The sequence below is a fragment of the Staphylococcus sp. EG-SA-10 genome (genome assembly GCF_017151945.1).
GTDB lineage: Bacteria > Bacillota > Bacilli > Staphylococcales > Staphylococcaceae > Staphylococcus > Staphylococcus aureus.
The window spans coordinates 63,866-82,712 of record NZ_JACVZJ010000007.1; the positions used below are offsets into that span (position 1 = coordinate 63,866).

24 protein-coding genes and 1 riboswitch are annotated in these 18,847 nt (G+C 31.1%); of the genes, 3 read left to right on the plus strand and 21 right to left on the minus strand.

Going from position 1 to position 18,847, the window contains the following annotated elements:
* Positions 1-21 precede the first annotated feature (21 nt).
* Complete coding sequence (locus tag IDG45_RS07520) at positions 22-1,083, minus strand: M24 family metallopeptidase (protein WP_000087099.1); 1,062 nt, start codon at positions 1,081-1,083, stop codon at positions 22-24.
* Positions 1,084-1,187: 104 nt separating this feature from the next.
* On the opposite strand from IDG45_RS07520, the gene IDG45_RS07525 reads away from it, so the two are divergent.
* Both IDG45_RS07525 and IDG45_RS07530 read left to right on the plus strand, forming a co-directional pair.
* Complete coding sequence (locus tag IDG45_RS07525) at positions 1,188-1,769, plus strand: hypothetical protein (protein WP_000737686.1); 582 nt, start codon at positions 1,188-1,190, stop codon at positions 1,767-1,769.
* A gap of 13 nt (positions 1,770-1,782) precedes the next feature.
* On the plus strand, positions 1,783-2,001 hold the full coding sequence (locus tag IDG45_RS07530; RefSeq protein ID WP_001244301.1) for an SA1362 family protein: 219 nt from the start codon (positions 1,783-1,785) through the stop codon (positions 1,999-2,001).
* Positions 2,002-2,064: 63 nt separating this feature from the next.
* Here IDG45_RS07530 and lipM read toward each other — a convergent pair whose 3' ends face one another.
* Positions 2,065-2,895 carry an octanoyltransferase LipM gene (gene lipM, locus IDG45_RS07535; RefSeq protein WP_000141109.1) on the minus strand — a complete coding sequence of 277 codons (831 nt, stop codon included), beginning with the start codon at positions 2,893-2,895 and terminating at the stop codon, positions 2,065-2,067.
* 157 nt (positions 2,896-3,052) lie between these two features.
* Between lipM and IDG45_RS07540 the strand changes: the two genes are divergently transcribed.
* Positions 3,053-3,439, plus strand: a complete 387-nt coding sequence (locus IDG45_RS07540) for a rhodanese-like domain-containing protein (RefSeq protein ID WP_001276571.1) — start codon at positions 3,053-3,055, stop codon at positions 3,437-3,439.
* 363 nt (positions 3,440-3,802) lie between these two features.
* Here the strand turns inward: IDG45_RS07540 and gcvPB are convergent, their stop codons facing one another.
* From gcvPB to IDG45_RS07635, 19 genes are all read right to left on the minus strand, one after another.
* The gene (gene gcvPB / locus IDG45_RS07545; RefSeq protein ID WP_000202175.1) at positions 3,803-5,275 is read right to left on the minus strand and encodes an aminomethyl-transferring glycine dehydrogenase subunit GcvPB; all 1,473 of its coding nucleotides are present in this window, start codon (positions 5,273-5,275) and stop codon (positions 3,803-3,805) included.
* Complete coding sequence (gcvPA, locus tag IDG45_RS07550) at positions 5,268-6,614, minus strand: aminomethyl-transferring glycine dehydrogenase subunit GcvPA (RefSeq protein WP_000019687.1); 1,347 nt, start codon at positions 6,612-6,614, stop codon at positions 5,268-5,270. The genes gcvPB and gcvPA overlap by 8 nt, the downstream gene beginning before the upstream one ends.
* Positions 6,615-6,633: 19 nt before the next feature.
* On the minus strand, positions 6,634-7,725 hold the full coding sequence (gene gcvT / locus IDG45_RS07555; protein ID WP_000093354.1) for a glycine cleavage system aminomethyltransferase GcvT: 1,092 nt from the start codon (positions 7,723-7,725) through the stop codon (positions 6,634-6,636).
* A 74-nt stretch (positions 7,726-7,799) separates the two neighbouring features.
* Positions 7,800-7,897, minus strand: a riboswitch (glycine riboswitch).
* On the minus strand, positions 7,884-8,408 hold the full coding sequence (locus IDG45_RS07560; protein ID WP_001015120.1) for a shikimate kinase: 525 nt from the start codon (positions 8,406-8,408) through the stop codon (positions 7,884-7,886). (Overlaps the previous riboswitch by 14 nt.)
* The gene (locus tag IDG45_RS07565) at positions 8,398-8,544 is read right to left on the minus strand and encodes a hypothetical protein (protein WP_001789879.1); all 147 of its coding nucleotides are present in this window, start codon (positions 8,542-8,544) and stop codon (positions 8,398-8,400) included. The genes IDG45_RS07560 and IDG45_RS07565 overlap by 11 nt, the downstream gene beginning before the upstream one ends.
* Before the next feature lie 96 nt (positions 8,545-8,640).
* Positions 8,641-9,138: a competence type IV pilus minor pilin ComGF gene (locus IDG45_RS07570; protein WP_001825340.1), complete on the minus strand. Its 498-nt coding sequence runs from the start codon at positions 9,136-9,138 to the stop codon at positions 8,641-8,643.
* Positions 9,056-9,355, minus strand: coding sequence for a hypothetical protein (locus IDG45_RS07575; protein ID WP_000844415.1), 300 nt, complete (start codon positions 9,353-9,355; stop codon positions 9,056-9,058). Before IDG45_RS07575 ends, IDG45_RS07570 begins: the two co-directional genes overlap by 83 nt.
* Entirely contained in the window at positions 9,342-9,788 is a 447-nt protein-coding gene (gene comGD, locus IDG45_RS07580; protein WP_072357807.1) for a competence type IV pilus minor pilin ComGD, read from the minus strand. Before comGD ends, IDG45_RS07575 begins: the two co-directional genes overlap by 14 nt.
* Positions 9,766-10,077 (minus strand): competence type IV pilus major pilin ComGC, encoded by a 312-nt coding sequence (gene comGC / locus IDG45_RS07585; protein ID WP_000472256.1) that lies wholly within the window; start codon positions 10,075-10,077, stop codon positions 9,766-9,768. Before comGC ends, comGD begins: the two co-directional genes overlap by 23 nt.
* Before the next feature lie 13 nt (positions 10,078-10,090).
* On the minus strand, positions 10,091-11,161 hold the full coding sequence (comGB, locus tag IDG45_RS07590) for a competence type IV pilus assembly protein ComGB (RefSeq protein WP_000776413.1): 1,071 nt from the start codon (positions 11,159-11,161) through the stop codon (positions 10,091-10,093).
* Positions 11,133-12,107: a competence type IV pilus ATPase ComGA gene (gene comGA / locus IDG45_RS07595; protein WP_168779967.1), complete on the minus strand. Its 975-nt coding sequence runs from the start codon at positions 12,105-12,107 to the stop codon at positions 11,133-11,135. The genes comGB and comGA overlap by 29 nt, the downstream gene beginning before the upstream one ends.
* Positions 12,108-12,158: 51 nt before the next feature.
* Positions 12,159-12,782 (minus strand): MBL fold metallo-hydrolase, encoded by a 624-nt coding sequence (locus tag IDG45_RS07600; protein WP_001223008.1) that lies wholly within the window; start codon positions 12,780-12,782, stop codon positions 12,159-12,161.
* Positions 12,779-13,108, minus strand: a complete 330-nt coding sequence (locus IDG45_RS07605) for an MTH1187 family thiamine-binding protein (protein WP_001018871.1) — start codon at positions 13,106-13,108, stop codon at positions 12,779-12,781. The genes IDG45_RS07600 and IDG45_RS07605 overlap by 4 nt, the downstream gene beginning before the upstream one ends.
* The gene (locus IDG45_RS07610) at positions 13,108-14,094 is read right to left on the minus strand and encodes an ROK family glucokinase (RefSeq protein ID WP_000161315.1); all 987 of its coding nucleotides are present in this window, start codon (positions 14,092-14,094) and stop codon (positions 13,108-13,110) included. The genes IDG45_RS07605 and IDG45_RS07610 overlap by 1 nt, the downstream gene beginning before the upstream one ends.
* Complete coding sequence (locus IDG45_RS07615) at positions 14,091-14,294, minus strand: YqgQ family protein (RefSeq protein WP_000087561.1); 204 nt, start codon at positions 14,292-14,294, stop codon at positions 14,091-14,093. Before IDG45_RS07615 ends, IDG45_RS07610 begins: the two co-directional genes overlap by 4 nt.
* Positions 14,275-15,738 (minus strand): rhomboid family protein, encoded by a 1,464-nt coding sequence (locus IDG45_RS07620; RefSeq protein ID WP_001017867.1) that lies wholly within the window; start codon positions 15,736-15,738, stop codon positions 14,275-14,277. Before IDG45_RS07620 ends, IDG45_RS07615 begins: the two co-directional genes overlap by 20 nt.
* An 11-nt stretch (positions 15,739-15,749) precedes the next feature.
* A complete protein-coding gene (locus IDG45_RS07625; RefSeq protein WP_000164552.1) occupies positions 15,750-16,289 on the minus strand; it encodes a 5-formyltetrahydrofolate cyclo-ligase in 540 nt (179 codons plus the stop codon).
* Between the two features lie 208 nt (positions 16,290-16,497).
* On the minus strand, positions 16,498-16,647 hold the full coding sequence (gene rpmG / locus IDG45_RS07630; RefSeq protein WP_001265709.1) for a 50S ribosomal protein L33: 150 nt from the start codon (positions 16,645-16,647) through the stop codon (positions 16,498-16,500).
* A 112-nt stretch (positions 16,648-16,759) separates the two neighbouring features.
* Positions 16,760-18,835, minus strand: coding sequence for a peptidoglycan D,D-transpeptidase FtsI family protein (locus tag IDG45_RS07635; RefSeq protein WP_000919778.1), 2,076 nt, complete (start codon positions 18,833-18,835; stop codon positions 16,760-16,762).
* Positions 18,836-18,847: the final 12 nt, after the last annotated feature.

An 18,847-nucleotide genomic window follows, 5' to 3' on the forward strand; every position in this document is an offset into this window, starting at 1 on the left:
TTTCCTCCTCATTTTACACGCTTATGTTAAAACTATAAGGTCTTTTGTGCATTTAGTAAAGACTTGACAACCATTTTCTGTAATTAAAATATCATCTTCTATTCTTATACCGCCCAAACCTTCTATATAAACACCAGGTTCTACTGTAACACAGTTGTTAACTTGAAGTTTATCTTGTATCGTACGAGCCAGCATTGGCCCTTCATGGATTTCTAAACCAATACCATGTCCTAGTGAATGTCCAAATTCTTTTCCATACCCTTTTGACTCTAAATAGTTTCTTGAAATGGCATCAGCTTCTGCACCAGTCATGCCAGGTCTAATCTCATTAATTGCTTTCATTTGAGATTCAAGTACTATTTGATATATTTCTTTCAGTTTAGGATCTGGTTCTCCAATAGCAAATGTTCTAGTAATATCTGAACAATAGCCGTTATAATACGCGCCAAAATCTAATGTAATCATGTCGCCTTTTTCAATAATTTTATCACTTGCGACACCATGTGGTAATGCACCTCTATGACCAGATGCTACAATCGTATCGAATGATGGTCCATCTGCTCCTAATTCTAGCATTTTACTTTCTAAAATTGCCTTTAATTCTTTTTCAGTCATGCCTGCTTTTACAACAGTTAAAATATATTCATATGTTTCATCAACAATATTAGCTGCTTTTTGAATTAAAGCAATTTCGTCAGCATCTTTGACGTCTCTAATTTTATCTACAGTATTAGAAATGCTTATTAATGATATACGGCTTTTATTTAATTCAAGGTATGTATCATAACTTACATGGTGCCCCTCAAAACCTACATTTTCAAAATTTTCTTGGTGTAGTAATTCTTTAATCTCACCAATAATAGTAGATTTACGATTAATAATTTCATAATTTGGCGCCTGCTTAGATGCTTGATCAATATATCTAAAGTCTGTTATCAAATATTGTTTATCTTTAGATATGATAAGTGCTCCACTGGTACCAGTAAAACCTGATAAATATCTTCTATTGTAATCCGAAAGAATGATAATCGCATCTAAATGTTTTTGTTCTAAAATACGATGCACTTGTGTTATTCTGCTCATCTTATTACCTCCTAGTGAAACGTTTGTGCATTTCAACTTTATACATTAAAATAATATCATAATAAGGATAAAAAATAATAGATATTGATTTTAGGGAGATAGTAATGAAAAAATTGGTTTCAATTGTTGGCGCAACATTATTGTTAGCTGGATGTGGATCACAAAATTTAGCACCATTAGAAGAAAAAACAACAGATTTAAGAGAAGATAATCATCAACTCAAACTAGATATTCAAGAACTTAATCAACAAATTAGTGATTCTAAATCTAAAATTAAAGGGCTTGAAAAGGATAAAGAAAACAGTAAAAAAACTGCATCTAATAATACGAAAATTAAATTGATGAATGTTACATCAACATACTACGACAAAGTTGCTAAAGCTTTGAAATCCTATAACGATATTGAGAAAGATGTAAGTAAAAACAAAGGCGATAAGAATGTTCAATCGAAATTAAATCAAATTTCTAATGATATTCAAAGTGCTCACACTTCATACAAAGATGCTATCGATGGTTTATCACTTAGTGATGATGATAAAAAAACGTCTAAAAATATCGATAAATTAAACTCTGATTTGAATCATGCATTTGATGATATTAAAAATGGCTATCAAAATAAAGATAAAAAACAACTTACAAAAGGACAACAAGCGTTGTCAAAATTAAACTTAAATGCAAAATCATGATAGGAGTCTTTTAATGCGTAATATAATATTTTACCTTGTACTTATTATTGCTGCGATTGGATTAGTAATGAATCTAGATGCCTTTATTTTTTCAATCGTCAGAATGTTAGTCAGCTTTGCTGTAATAGCTGGTATTATTTATCTGATTTACTATTTCTTCATCTTAACTGAAGACCAACGCAAATATCGCAAAGCAATGCGTAAGTATAAAAGAAATCAAAGAAGAAAATAGATAAAAAAATGGAAGCACTTGTAGGTAAAATAGTCTACGTGCTTCCATTTTTTATTCTAAAAACTACTTTCTAAACATCCATTCATCTGAACGATATTTTTCAGTTAATTCTTCCACTTCTGCCAATTGAGCTTCTGTTAATTCAAGTGGCTTTAATTCTATATTTAAACCTTTCTTAAAACCTTTCTCGAAAGCTTCTTCCATTTGACTAATAGTAATGTGTTCATCTGAAATATCATTGATGGCAACTGCTTTTTCAACGAATGCCTCTTTCATTTTTAATTTTAATCTTTCATTTTTATAAATAAACATATCAAACAATTCGTCAATATCAATATCTTGTAAAATCGAACCGTGTTGGAGGATTACGCCCTTTTGTCTCGTTTGAGCACTCCCAGCAATCTTACGGCCTTCAACAACTAGCTCATACCAACTTGGTGCATCAAAACACACTGAACTTCGAGGTTGTTTTAATTTTTGACGCTCTTCAGGCGTTTTAGGTACCGCAAAATAAGTATCAAATCCTAAGTTTTTAAATCCTTCTAATAATCCTTGTGAAATCACTCTGTACGCTTCTGTAACAGTAGAAGGCATATTGGGATGCGATTCAGGCACAATCACACTGTAAGTTAGCTCTTTATCATGAAGCACCCCACGGCCACCAGTTTGACGCCTTACGAGACCAAAACCTTTCTCTTTAACCTTATCAATATCAATTTCTTTTTGTAGCCTTTGGAAATATCCTATTGATAACGTTGCAGGATTCCATGTGTAAAAACGTATAACTGGATCAATTTCACCTCTAGAGACAAAATTTAATAACGCTTCATCCATTGCCATATTATAATATGGGTCTTTACTTCCTGTATTAATAAAATTCCAAGTTTCAGTCATATTCAAGAACTCCTATCAGCAAAATGTATAATATTTGATTCGCTAATTAATCAATTTAACTAAATGAATAATAATTGCAATTCTTTAGTGAAATATTTTGATAATTTGACCTAACAGTCTTATAATTATATTATCGTTTAATTAGGGAGGATGCAAGATGAGTGCTAGTTTGTACATCGCAATAATTTTAGTTATAGCAATTATTGCTTATATGATTGTTCAACAAATTCTTAACAAGCGAGCTGTTAAAGAATTAGATCAAAATGAATTCCATAACGGGATTAGAAAAGCTCAAGTCATCGATGTTAGAGAGAAAGTTGACTATGACTACGGTCACATTAATGGGTCTCGCAATATTCCTATGACAATGTTCAGGCAACGATTCCAAGGATTAAGAAAAGACCAACCGGTATACTTATGTGATGCCAATGGGATTGCTAGCTATAGAGCCGCTCGTATTTTGAAAAAGAATGGATATACAGATATCTATATGTTAAAAGGCGGCTATAAAAAATGGACTGGAAAAATAAAGTCTAAAAAATAGTTTTGTAAATTTAATATACGATTTAATAAAATCTGAGTGTTAATTGATCATCAATAACAATACTCAGATTTTAATTTTTTAACAAAGACTGTTACTATATTTCTCTAGCTTCACAGATCATTAAATTTAGTTTCTGCATAATAAAGAAAGTTCAACTCATTTTCAATACGATTCAATTACCGCAATCTAAAAAGTGAAAAGACAATTTCTATGAAAGAATAATGCCAAACCCTAAGAGTTATTAGTTCGGTTTAGTTTTCTTTTTCAAATAGAAATTGTCTTTTTTAATTGATTTTGAAACCATTATCCTTAAATCTTCATGCAAAAGTAGAATAATAATTCCCGGAATATGTGTTTAATACCTTATTTTTCCTGTTTAAGATTTTCAAATTTTAATATTGGTTTACGAGCAGCTGTAGCTTCGTCTAATCGATCAATCACAGTTGTATGTGGTGCTTCTAGCACTTTATCAGGATCATTTTTAGCTTCTTCAGCAATACTAATTAATGTATCGATAAAATAATCAAGTGTTTCTTTAGACTCTGTCTCAGTCGGTTCAATCATCATACCTTCTTCAACATTTAATGGGAAGTAGATTGTTGGTGGATGTACACCGAAATCTAATAATCGCTTAGCCATGTCTAAAGTACGTACACCAAATTCTTTTTGACGCACACCACTTAACACAAACTCATGTTTACAATATTGTTTATAAGGTATTTCAAAGTGTTCAGATAAACGTGCTTTAATATAATTCGCATTAAGAACCGCTGCTTCGGAAACCTCTTTAAGTCCAGTTGCTCCCATAGTTCGAATATACGTATAAGCTCTTAAGTAAATACCAAAGTTACCATAAAATGGTTTTACACGTCCGATAGAATTTTTAATGTCATTATCATATTTAAATTTGTCGCCATCTTTAATAACCATTGGCTTTGGTAAGTAACTTGCTAGTTCTTTTACTACACCGACTGGACCTGAACCAGGACCGCCGCCACCATGTGGACCAGTAAATGTTTTATGCAAGTTTAAATGAACAGCATCAAATCCCATATCTCCTGGGCGAACTTTGTCCATAATAGCGTTTAAATTCGCACCATCATAATATAATAGACCACCAGCATTATGGACGATTTCACGGATTTCCATAATGTTTTTTTCGAAAATGCCTAAAGTGTTTGGATTGGTTAACATAATAGCTGCTGTATTTTCATTTACAACACGTTTCAAGTCATCAATATCAACTTCGCCACGTTCGTTTGATTTTACAGTAACTGATTTAAATCCTGCAAATGAAGCTGAGGCTGGATTCGTACCATGCGCAGAATCTGGCACAATGACTTCATCACGATGACCTTCACCATTATTCTCATGATAAGCTTTAAATATCATCAATGCAGTCCATTCACCATGTGCACCAGCAGCTGGTTGTAATGTTACCTCATCCATACCAGTAATTTCTTTTAATTCTTCTTGCAAACTATAAATAATTTCTAATGAACCTTGAACTTGGTCTTCATCTTGTAATGGATGTGATTCACTGAATCCTGGTATTCTAGCAACCTTTTCATTAATTTTAGGGTTATATTTCATCGTACATGAACCCAATGGATAAAATCCGTTATCTACACCGAAATTTTTATTTGAAAGTTCAGTATAATGACGTACTAAGTCTAGTTCAGCAACTTCAGGAAACTCCGCTTTGTTTTTACGAATAAATTTATCATCTAACAATGACTCAACAGAATTTGTTTTAATATCACTTATTGGTAATGAATATGCATATCTGCCTTCACGAGATTTTTCAAAAATTAATGGACTTGATTTACTAGTCATTTAACTCACCAGCCTTTTCTACAAATGTATCGATTTCATCCTTTGTTCTTAATTCAGTTACAGCTATTAACATGTGATTTTTAAAGTCGTCTGAAACAACACCTAAATCAAAACCACCGATAATATTGTACTTCACTAATTCCTCGTTAACTTGTTGAATTGGTTTGTCAAATTTGACTACAAACTCATTGAAAGACGTACCATCTAATACTTCAAAACCTTTTTTAATAAATTGTTGTTTAGCATAGTTAGCATGTTCTATATTTTGAACTGCAATATCATAGATACCTTGTTTACCAAGTGCTGACATTGCAATTGATGACGCTAGGGCATTTAATGCTTGGTTAGAACAAATATTAGATGTCGCTTTATCGCGTCGAATATGTTGTTCACGTGCTTGTAATGTTAATACAAAGCCACGATTACCTTCATCATCTTGTGTTTGACCGACTAATCTACCTGGCACTTTACGCATTAACTTTTTCGTCGTTGCAAAATATCCACAATGTGGCCCACCGAATTGAGCAGGAATTCCGAATGGCTGAGTATCACCTACAACAATATCTGCACCAAATGAACCTGGAGGTGTAAGTAATCCCAATGCTAATGGATTTGCATATACGATAAATAATGCTTTTTTATCTTCAATAAAGCTATGAATCTTTTCAAGATCTTCAATTGAACCGTAGAAGTTTGGATATTGTACTGCAACAGCTGCTGTTTCATCATCCACTGCTGCTTCTAATTTTTTCAAATCTGTAACAGTGCCATCTAAATCGATTTCCACTACTTCGAATTCCTTACGCGTCTTAGCATAAGTATGAAGTACTTGTAATGCTTGATAATGCAAACCTTTTGAGACTACAATTTTATTTTTCTTTGTTTGACTAAATGCTAAAATACATGCTTCTGCAAAGCTAGTCATCCCATCATACATAGAAGAATTTGCTACATCCATATCTGTTAATTCACAAATTAAAGTTTGGAACTCAAAAATGGCTTGTAATTCACCTTGAGAAATTTCCGGTTGATATGGCGTATATGCTGTGTAAAATTCTGATCTTGAAATCATAGCATCCACAACTGATGGCGCGTAATGATCATAAACACCAGCACCCAAAAATGATGTATGCGTTTCTTTAGTGATATTCTTGCTTGCAATGCGATTTAATCTTCTAAGTAACGTTGTTTCCGCTTCGCCTTCAGCAATATTTAAATCTCTATTTAATAAAATGTCACTTGGTACATCACCGAATAATTCTCCTATAGATTTTGCACCAATTGTTTGTAACATTTCTTGCTTGTCTTTTTCAGTTAAAGGTATATAACGATGACTCACAATGCACACCCCTTTTTAATTATTTATCAATTTGATTTTTCTTAACAATTTTCGCTTTTAATTGACGCTTACGAACTTGAACAAGCAACTCTCTACCCATTTCAAACTCATCTCTTTTTATCATTGCAAGTGCAATTGATTTTCCTGATGATGGAGACTGTGTTCCTGAAGTTACTTCTCCAATAATATTTCCATCTAAATCCATAACTTCATAACCAGTTCTTGCAATTCCTTTTTCAAGTAATTCTAATCCCACTGTTCTTCTTGGTGCACCATTTTCTTTTTGATCTTTTAATACAGATTTACCAATAAAATCAGCATCAATTAATGGTTTACTTGCAAAAGCGATACCACCTTCATATGGTGTAATTGATTCAGTTAAATCTTGTCCATGTAATGGCAATCCGGCCTCTAATCTTAATGTATCACGAGCGCCTAACCCACATGGCATAACATTATACTCTAATAAACCATCCCAAATTTTTTCAGTATCATCGATATTACAATAAATTTCAAACCCATCTTCACCTGTGTAACCTGATTGAGATAAAATGACGTTTGCTCCAAATAATTTGACACCCTGTTTAAATTCAAACATTTTCATTTCAGTTACATCTTCATCAACTAATTGATTAATTAAATCTCTAGCTTTTGGTCCTTGTATTGCTAATTGACCATATTGGTTTGATACATTTTGTACTTCAACATCATATTTCTCTTTGTGTTTTAAAATCCAATTAAAATCTTTTTCAGTATTAGCAGCATTTACGACTAATAAATAATTGTCGTCAGCTAATTTATATATTACTAAATCATCAATAATACCGCCTTCTTCATTACATAAAGCAGTATATAATGCTTTTGAAGTAGTTAAATTATCAGTATCATTTGATAATAAATATTGCACAAACTGACTAGCATCTTTACCTGTTACTTCAATTTCACCCATATGACTAACATCAAACAGGCCAATTTCGTATCGAACAGCATTATGCTCCTCTTTAATACTTGAAAATTGAACAGGCATCGCCCATCCTCCGAATTCCACAATTTTTGCACCTCTATCAACATAATTTTGATATAAAGGTGTTTGTTTTAAATCACTTGACATTGAAATACCCCCTTAAAATTATAAAAACAGGATAGCAATCGCTACCCTGTTTATAAATCACCAATTCAGGAACGCGTTACAGTATTATCCTTTTGCCTGAGAGTTTCGTAATAAATTACTTGCACCTTCGGCGATAGAGTCTTAACGCTCTATTCTCTCTAATACTGATCACTCGCTTTTATTAAATTTAGCAATTCATAATATATTTCTGAAATTGATAGCAAATGACTATCAAATTTCTTGAATGCGATTTCATTATATCTTAAAATCCGCGAGCAATACAAGTCATTTAACTGCTTGATTGTCTTATTATTTGCATTAGGTCGATGTGGGTCATCATTGATTCGACTATATATAATATCAATATTACAATCTAACCAAATAATGTTTTTTTGATTTTTCAAAAAATTAAATGCCTCTTCACTTTCAATAATACCACCACCAGTAGCAATTATATCTGCAGTGTTAATACATTCTTGCAAACATGTGAACTCTAAATTCCTGAAATATTGTTCACCATGTTTACTAAATATTTCTGGTATTGTTAACTTATACTTCTCTTCGATATATGAATCTATATCAATAAATGATAAATTTTGCTCATCTGCAACGTATTTACCAATCGTAGATTTACCGGTACCCATGAAACCAATTAAAATTATTGGTGATTTATCATGATTCATGCGTTTTCCCTTCTTTCAATAACAAAACAATCTTATAGTTATAGTCAGTTTCAATATTATATAATGTCTTTAATTTTAAACTATATTGACTGATATAAAAAGTGAAAATGGAAAAATAAATTGCTGTTAGCATCAATAAGAACGGCGTAACATATCCTTTTTCTTTATATAAATCAAAATTAATAAATTATTTCACATCCTTTTTAATAGTACTCATTTAAATTCTAGTAAGTTATACATAAATAGTTTTAGTCTGCAGATTTGTACCGACTTTAACTGTTATCGTTATTTTAATAATAGATTTATAGTAGATATTTGCAGTAAATGCTGTAACATTATTAATCAATGTTATATTTCCTCTGTCATTTACAACTTTAATAATTTTATTATTTATTAATTTGTATTCGATCATTTCTTCACCTTTATGTAAAATGATACGCTGTTGCCTAATTTCAATATCGTTTCTATCTACTCCTTTAAAATCCTCTAGAATATCTCTTGAGAAAAATTCGAAATCTACAGTTGTTAATTCCCTACTTTCAATTAGAAAAGTTTTGCTAAGTCTAATTAAGTCTGGAACAATTAGTAAAGTTATACTTATAACCATCATCGCTACTAACATTTCAATAAGCGAAAAAGCTTTGACATTAATACTGTATACATGTCTTTTGATAAGAAGTGGTATTTTTTGAAATAGCACAAATTTGTTGGTCACTTTGCTTAATATCATACTTCCCTATAGTTACCCCCTTCTTAAGTTCTTCTTTATTAATTTTAGATACAGTCGTCAAAATTACTTTAGAAGCATCAATTGTTTGTAGTTTATGGTTTATACTCGCTTGCATTTGATTCATCATTGGTATCAATAGTAATGTAATCAATACAATTAGCAAAAATCCAGCCATACTATCTATTAAGAATGATCCTTTACACTTATAGCTTTTCATAACGAATTCTTCCTTTTTCAATATGGAATATTATTCTATAAATTGAATTGTTATTGTCAATTGTTATGCTACCAAATTTATTGATATTCCCTTTTTTATCAAAGGCAATAATATCAACTTTTGCAACATTAATTATTTTGCCTACTTTTAATTTTAGAAATCGTATTTTATTATTCTCTATTACTTTAATAGTGTCACTGTTTTCATAAAATCTAACATTGATATATCCTTGATTTGCTATAGCTTGCGACTTAAAATAATTCAATTCAGTAATAAGAGAAATGATATTTGCCTCATCATCTATTACTCTAAGATTGCTTAATCCTTTAGATGTCATTGTCAAAAGTAAAAATATACTGATTAACATCATTACCACAAGCATCTCAATCATAGTAAATGCTGACTGCTTTCTAATTTGCAACTGCTTCTCCATTACTAATTGTTATTGTCTCTCCTGATTTACATGTCTTTTGTGCTTCTTTTATAAAACCATCTGCAATTAAGTCTTCAATAGACGATGGATTTCTATTATGTTTCAATGCATACGCTTCAATTTGACTATTAACCATTTTTACCTGTGCATTACAACCTGTTGATTGTATGTGAGCAGTTTGTTTAGCAATATTTGGAATGATTAAAATTAATAATAAACTGATGATTAATAACACTAATAGCATCTCTATCAATGTAAACGCTTGAGTTTTCTTTAGAAATTTAAACATATATTAACCTCCATTATTTTATACTTTGCATCATTTGAAACATTGGTAACATAATTACTAAATAAATTGCGACAATAAATAAACCTAAAATCAAAAATAAAATAGGCTGTAAAAACTGAGTCTGTTTTATCGCTTTATCTTCTATTTGTTTTACTAATATTTGCGAATATAACTTTAGTTCTACTTCTAGCTTCCCTCTCTTTTCACCTTGTAGCACAAACTTAATTAATTGAGGCTTAAAGCATTTTAATTTTTCTAAAATTTGAGGCAAACCATATCCCATTTCTGAATAAGTTAATAAGTATTTACCTAGAAACTGTCTAAATGGATCACTACTATGGTTAATATAAACGTCTACTATTGATTGAAGTGTAATACCATTTTTATAAAACAACACTAATTCATTAGTTACAAAATAAGTTTTAAATAATTGGAAATAGCCTGATATTAGCGGTAGTTTCATCACAAAGTTTATCTTATTGAGCATATTCAATTTGTTGTAAATTAACTTCATAATAATAGCCAACATAGATACTATTATGAGCATTACTACAATTATAGTAGGTAAGCTGGTAATGAAAAAAGACAATGTTTTTTGAAAAGAAGATAGTTGAATATTCATAGAAGTATATAATTGTTGAAACTGTGGGATTACTGTGAGGTTTAATATAATAATCATAGCAATAAAAATAGAAATTAGTATTAAGGGGTATTGCAGTGTCTTTAACAATCGTTGTTCTGACTTTCTATTCACTTTCATATAATTTACGGTTTCTTCTAGAACGTCTATAATATTGCCAAATCTTTCTGCCAAATATACTTGCATGACGATAGTATCGCTATAACCTATCAGTGATAATATCTGATTGCATGGTGCACCATTTGAAATTTCACTTAGAATGGTGGTACCTAATTGCTTATTTTTATATGTCATTTGAAGATTTAAAAATTGAAAACTTTGATACAGAGTGAAACCATATTTCAACAAATTACATAAATTTGAAAGTAAATCGATTTGTTGGGCCTTACTTAATTGTCGCTTCTTAGAATGTAGTTTAAATGTATTTATCCATTGTAGTTTCACAAATGACACCTGCTTTTATCATATCATCAAGTTTATCTTCTAAGTTCTTAAATGATGATGGTAATGAATGATTATTGGAAAAGAAATATCGGAGTTGTTGCTGAGATAGAATTTCACATACTAATTGTCGCTGTTGCTTAATAGTAGTTACAAGTCGTTGGTTTATAATTAAGTTAGTTGCCTGTATCAATTCTTGTACAGAAATGCCCATTTCTAATAGCCTTAAAATAGCACCTTTACAATCAGTTGCATGCAATGTAGTCAGAACAAGGTGACCACTTAAACTAGCCTGTATAACACACTTGGCAACATCTTTATCTCTGATTTCACCTATTAAAATAACATCAGGATCACATCTTAAAATAGCTTTAAACGAATTTACATAGTTAATGCCAGCTTTATCATTCACATTAATTTGGACAATACCAGGAATTTGCATCTCTACAGGATCTTCTATAGAAATTACATTTAAATTCAAGGCTTTATTCGCGTATGAGACCATTTGATACATTAATGTACTCTTTCCTGAACCAGTAGGTCCACTAAACAATAGTAATCCTTGTTTCTTATTCATGAGGTGTTTAAAATCATTGAATTTATAAGTTGATTTCTGTTGTTGAAAAAATTGAGGTACAATTCTGATTACACAACTTTCTTGGCCAAGTGACAATGGTAAAGTTGATATTCTCAAAAAATATATTTTATTGAAATGGTAACTATATCGACCGCTCTGTGCGACTTGCTGTGTAGAAACATCAAGCCCAGCTTGAAACTTCATATAAACTAATAATTTTTGATAAATGCTATTCCCAATTTGTTCATACTGCTCCAAGTTATCATTAATTCTAAATTTAATACTTACTTCATTTTTAACTGGAATAAAATGTACATCACTCGCTTTCATTTCTATCGCTTTATTAATTATTTCTTGAAATAGAATCTTCAAAAAAACACCTCCTACATATAATCACGTAGGAGGTGTTTTTATTACTTCAATTTAACCGTGTAAAAATGGATTTAATTGTTCATCATCAACCGTCGTATATGGACCATGTCCAGGGAATAAAGGTAAATCGCCTTCTAATTCAAATATTTTATCTTGAATAGAATCAACGAGCGTTTCATAATCACCTTTATATAAATCTGTACGTCCGATTCCATTATTAAATAATGTATCTCCAACAACTGCGAATTCATCGAACACATATGTTAAACTTCCTGGTGAATGTCCAGGTGTGTGTAACACATTAAACTTAAATCCTTCTATTTCTGTGCTACCTTCGTTTAACTTTTCAGGAGTTACCTTACTTGTAATAATTGGTAATCCATATTGCTTAAATTTATCTGCCCCATTTTTAACGGGATCTTTTAGAAAATCAAACTCTGCTTCATGCATATAAACCGGGACATCGAATCGATCAACTATATCATCGACTGCTCCGATATGATCAAAGTGTGCATGTGTTAATAAAATAGCTTTTAACGGTTTATTTATTTGGTTTAATTTTTTAATAATTTTTTCACTTTCACCTGAAGGGTCAATCAGGATAACAGCTTTGTCATTTTCGATGAAATACGTATTAGTATCAACTAAGCCTAAAGTTAAGCTTGAAATCCTCATAGGTTTTCACCACTATTTTCTAAATGTTTTTGTACTGATGTTAGTTTATCATTCATTTTTCTAGATTTGTCTCGTCGGTCATCAATACGTATATTTGTACAAACTCTACTTAAACCTTTATCAAAAGGTAATTCATGTATCACTTGCACAACTTCTAATACATCGCTTAATTCACCTTCAATTAGAGTATTCATTGGTGTTAATTGAAAATCAATTTTACCCATTGCTTTATATTCTTGAAGTTTTTTCTGAATATCTGCAATATATTTACTAACACTCGGACCTTCCGTTCCAACTGGAATAACAACCACATCAACAATAGCCATTATTTTACCCCCTCTTTATCTAATACATAGGTCTTGATTAATCCTGCTGCTCCTGTAATACCTGCATCATTACCTAATTTCGCTTGTACAATTTCAGTTTCAAATTGAGCAGGTGTAAATGTTAAATTATGATATTCTGTTTTAATATTTTCAATTAAAATAGGTCCTGCAGTAGACATTCCTCCACCTAGAACGATATATTTCGGATTACTTGTAACACTAATAATACTACATAAATATCCAATATAGTTTGCAACCTTTTCAGTAATGAAAATACAGAATTGGTCACCAGCTTTTGCCGCATCAAAAACAGCTTTTGCTGTAACCTTATTTTCTTTAATCAATTCTAATATAGAAGATCTAAACGTCAACTTCGGATAGTAGAAGTTAACTAAGTTAACAACGCCTGTCGCTGAAGCAACTGTTTCAATACATCCAGAACGACCACAATTACATTTAAATCGTTGATCGAAGTCTGCTCTAAAATGACCTATTTCTGCGCCAGAGCCATTATGACCATGTACGATTTCACCATTTGAAATAATTCCTCCACCTAGACCAGTACCAAGTGTGATGGCAACAACATCATCGGCACCTTCACCAGCACCTTTGTGTTTCTCCCCTAAAGCAGCTATGTTAGCATCATTATCTACATACACTGGACAATCAACGAATTGTTCAAAAATCTCACGTACATTAACTTTTTCTGGCCAATATAAGTTTACTGCTCCATTGACTGTACCTTTTTCAAAGTCAACAGGACCTGGTACACCAATACCTACGCCAAGTACATTTGAAAAATTATAATTATTTTCATTTACTTTTTCAACAAACGAATCATAAATTCCTTTCAAAAGTGTATATCCTGTACTATCAGATGTATCAGTGTGAATAGACCATTTATGTAATTGTTCTAATTCAGGTGTGAAAATACCTAATTTACAAGTCGTCCCGCCTACATCAGCTGCTAAAATAATTTTTGTCATTTCTGTTCATTCCTTCTCTGATTAATTATCAACGTACATTTCAAATATTCTTCCTTAGATAACAGTTCATATTGATACAATGATGAAATCTCCTGTTGAATCATTTCGTACATATCTTCTGGATTTTTAAAATATATTAGAAATCCGTAACTTTTCAATAACTGTTGTACATCATAAAAGTTATTTATTTTTCGACTCATTTGATTTAGTCAACTCTTTTTCTAAGTTAATATAATCTGTATTTTTAGGGTCAGCATTTAATGCTTTACGCACATATTTTAATGCTTTTTCATCATCATTTAATGAACGATTTGCTATCGCTAACTCAAAATTTAATAAACCTGATTTAGGAAACATTCTAAGTCCTCGCTCCCATTCTGTCATACCTTCAGACTTAGAATTGATAGTAGCCATAATCATACCACTTAAATAATATGTTTGATCATCGGCATAATTTTTATTTATTGTCTGCTTCACAATATTTTGAGCATTATCATAATTACCACTAGTCATATCATCTTTAATCAATTTATTATAAATATTATCTTCTTTAATTGTAAAAATTCTAATTTGAAGTGCAATAAATATAACAAGCATACCAATTAGTAAAATCCAAAAAATATTACGATTCACCTTATAGTAATAGCCAATTAAAGTTATTAATAAACCACCAATGAATCCTCCAATATGCGCCACAATATTTATATTTGACATAAACAGAGAAACACCAACTAATATCACTAATGCAATTAATAACTGTCCTAACATTTTTTTGTTAAATGTTTTTGAAACATACATCATCGCAAAAATTGATCCAATCAGACCAAATATAGCACCACTAGCCCCAACTGAAATTGTAGTCGTATTAAATGATAGTGATACAAAGTTTCCAAACAGCCCTGCAATAAAGTATACAGTTAACATCCTCCATGAACCAATAATTGCTTCGACTATTTTACCAAAAATAAATAATGAAAGCATATTCATAAGTATATGTTCAAAACTAAAATGTAAAAACATCGATGTAACAATTCGATACCATTCACCATGTACGACATTAAAATGCACTAACCCGCCAACATCTAATAATTTTACATCCGAAAAATTATTTAAATATAAAATCATACATAACCATATTAAGACATTTACAAATATTATTGTGTATGTTGCCGGTGAAAATTTCTGCATATATTTATCTAAAAAGTTATCGGTTAGTACTTTGCGTTTATAGAACATATATGTCTTTTTATCATTATCTTCTGAAATAAGTCTAGCCAAAAATATATTCGGCATATGCTTTATCAAATCTTTTGTGTGTCTTATAACATTGAATTTAATTCTAATTGGCGAAACTTCATTTAATTGTTCTTCTGAAAATTCCGATTCTGTAAAATAATAAAATTCAAAACTTTGTGGTTCGAAAGAAATAAAATTTGCTATTTCATCTTTGTGTTCAAGCACTTTCGCTTTGTCAAAACGTATTTCTTGGGTAGACTTAATATGTTGTTTAAAAATGACTACTTGTTTTTTTCTTTTATGGGCTAACCAAATTTCTTGATCATCTTTTTCCCTACTGACAATATCAAAATTCAAGTACCTAATCCAATAATATATTGTTTTCCAAAATTGTTTGTCTATGTTCATTTAGTCCTCCACTATGCTGATTGATATATAATCAATTTATCGACTGGTTGATCGAATGATTCCGGTTCAAATGATGTTATTTGAAAATCGTATAATAAGCTTATTGTCTTTGTCTGATAATTAGCTAAAAACCTGTCGTAATAGCCACCACCATACCCAATTCTATATCCATCGTTTTGAAATCCGACACCAGGAACAACAATTAAATCTAGGTTATTCGTTGTTTCACCTTTTGAAGTTGGATAGTAAATCCCCTTATTATCGACATCAATATCTTTGAGATTAAATATCTCTTTAAAAGTCATTTGATGGTTTAAATAATCCATTTTCGGTACAAAAATACGTTTATGATCCATTAAGGCTTGTTCAATTATAGAAAAAGTATCTACTTCATGATTAAAAGAAAGAACTAGCGCAATTGCGTTTGCTTCTTTGTATTCTTCAGTTGAAAAAAATTGATTTCTTAACCATGTGTCTGCTTTTCGCTTTTCAGCTTTATTAAAATTCTTCATTTTATGTAAAATGTATTTTCTAATCTCATTTTTAGTCACATTATCACCCACTTTATTCAATTCTATTATATCGTTAATAACAATACATGTCATTATGTTGTCATGATGAATTATGCGACAATTCTAAAATTTATTATTTCAATTGAAAATCTTTTATCATTTCATACGTGTGCACAATTAAAAAGGTGAAACCTCTTATTTTGAGATTTCACCTTTTTTATTGTTAATTTAAATTTAATTTTAATGATTATTTTGTTTCACGGTGTAAAGTTTGTTTGTTTTCACGTGAACAGAATTTCTTCATTTCAACACGTTCTGGATTATTTCTTTTGTTCTTAGTTGTAATGTAGTTTCTGTCACCACATTCCGTACAAGCTAAAGTTACGTTTACGCGCATGGTTATTCCTCCTTATCATTTCTAAATACGACTTTATTATTATACCAACATCTATAATATTTGCAAAGTTAAAATTTTACAACCATGCGCTACACAATCGTCAGGTTAAATTTTATTTGTCTTTGTCTTTATTTTTATCATCTTTACCTAACTGCTTAAAGTAGTAGTTAATTACATCTCTACCTAAGTCTCCACCTGTTAACCATGGTGGTGGTACAGGCTGATTTGTATATACAATTGAAAACGCTAATTTTGGATCATCAATTGGCGCGTATCCTATATAAGTAGAGTTAACTCTTGGCTCTCCGTTTTGGAACACTTCAGCAGTACCCGTTTTACCAGCAGTAGGTACTACTGTATCTTTAAAACTAACATATCCAGTACCATCTTTATCATTAAATGCCATTTTGAATCCTTCTTGAATTTGTTTGATTTCTTTTTCAGTATTATTAACCTTGTTCAAGACGGTGCCATTAATTTTCTTTTTGAGTGGTCCAACCTCATCTTTATTAGTTGATTCATGAATCGTTAATCCAATGTGTGGCTGTATTCTATAACCATCATTCGCTATAGTTGAAACATATTGTGATAATTGTAATGGTGTATAGGTATCATATTGACCAATTGATAAATCTAGATAATTACCTGGATTATTTGTTAATGGTTCGATTTGACCTCTTGTTTCATTTGGTAAATCTATACCTGTTTTCACACCTAAGCCTACTTGATTTAATCCTCTTCTTAGCTTTTGGGCAGGTGAACTTATGTCTGAAGGTAAAGCCATACCAGAATAATAAGGGTCTCCCGCTAATTTTAATGCTGTTTTAAACATATATACGTTTGATGAATGCATCAAAGCTTGCTTATCATTAATAGATACATGCCCGTTTTTATTAAAGTATGATCGTTTTGTCAAACCACCTTGGAAATGTAATGGTTCATCGACCATTGTTTCTCCAACTTTGATAGCTTTATTCTGATAACCAGCTAATAATGTTCCACCTTTTACAGAAGATCCAACCGCAAATTGAGAAGTAAACGTACCAATGTCATAATCAGTCATTTTACCACTCTTATTAATCTGCTTTCCGGCAAGCGCAAGAATGTCTCCATTTTTAGGATTTTGTACAACCATCATAGCATTATCCATATCTTTTGCACCTTGGCTGCGAAGCTTCTTAATTTGTTTATCTAATAATGCTTCTACTTCTTTTTGAAGATCTATATCGATCGTTAATTTCAAATCTTGACCGCGAGCGCCAGGATTTAACACTTCTGAAGATGTAACTTTACCAGATTTGTCCGTTGTGTATTTCATTTCTTTCTTCTTACCACGCAATACATCTTCATATTGATATTCTAGGTAAGATTTTCCAACACGATCATTGCGTGAATATCCTTTGGATAAGTAATGTTCTGTCAATTCTTTTGGAATACCTTCAGCAGGTGTCGATACATCTCCGAATATACCTCTTAAAGTGTCGCCATATGGGTATTTTCTATCCCAATCCATAGACGTGTTAACACCTGGTAATTTGGAAAGTTGCTGAGAAACTGCTGCATACTCTTTTTCACTGACATCTTCATTTTTTATCATTTGTGGATCTAAAACTGTTCCTGCATTCATCTCTCGAAAAATGGCTAAAACTTGTAAATCTTTAGAAGACAATTCATCTAATTGTGATTTTCCGATTTTCGATAACAGTTGATTATCATATTGATCTTGTTTAATACTTCCATCTGCTAACATAGCTTGTTCTTTTGTCATCATTGCTTTTGCTTTTTTAGGATGCAACTGAATCCAGAAATCTTTCTTATCACGTTCTGTAATCTTCTTAGTATCCATCTTGATTAGCTTCGATAACTTTTCAGCCGTATCCAACATTTCCGATTGTGTTGTTTTTCGACCCCTAGTATATGTAATAGCCATTTTAGAAGCATTATCAACTAAAACTTTCCCATTTCTGTCTAAAATACGACCTCTTGGCACAGACTCATTCACTGTAATGTTTTCATCATTTTTTATAATTTGTTTATAATGTGAGCCTTGTGCGATTTGTAAATAACCTAAACGTAGTACTAGTACTGCAAAAATAAATACAATCACACCAAATATAAAGTTAATTCTCTTGTTAATTGTATTTTGAACGATTTCATCATTTGATTTTTCTTTTAGTCTTTTTAACAAAACTACCTACCT